The following is a 237-nucleotide window of genomic DNA, read 5'->3' on the forward strand; positions in this document are numbered from 1 at the left end:
TTACACCAAGAGAATTAATAACTGAAATACCTGATGGGACGAAAAGGAATCCGATAATACCGGTTAAAGCTGTTCCAAGTGATTCAACTTGCTCCAATTTAATTACTTTTAAACATAATAGACTAAATAAAATAACTAACCCGATTACCGATGAAGGCATTGGAATTGGTAAATGCGTTGCAATAATATTTGAAATTAACATAATAGCTGAGAATATAAATGCTTGTGATAAGAAAC

At 31.2% G+C, this 237-nt stretch carries 1 protein-coding gene; it reads right to left on the minus strand.

All coding sequences use genetic code 11. The annotated features are described in order from the left end of the window. Window positions 1-237, minus strand: a 237-nt coding sequence (gene lrgA, locus SB717_RS39385) for an antiholin-like murein hydrolase modulator LrgA (protein ID WP_410908751.1), incomplete at both ends; no start/stop codon positions are given.

Origin of the sequence: Priestia sp. SIMBA_032 (assembly GCF_046535215.1) — a bacterium.
Taxonomy (GTDB): domain Bacteria; phylum Bacillota; class Bacilli; order Bacillales; family Bacillaceae_H; genus Priestia; species Priestia aryabhattai.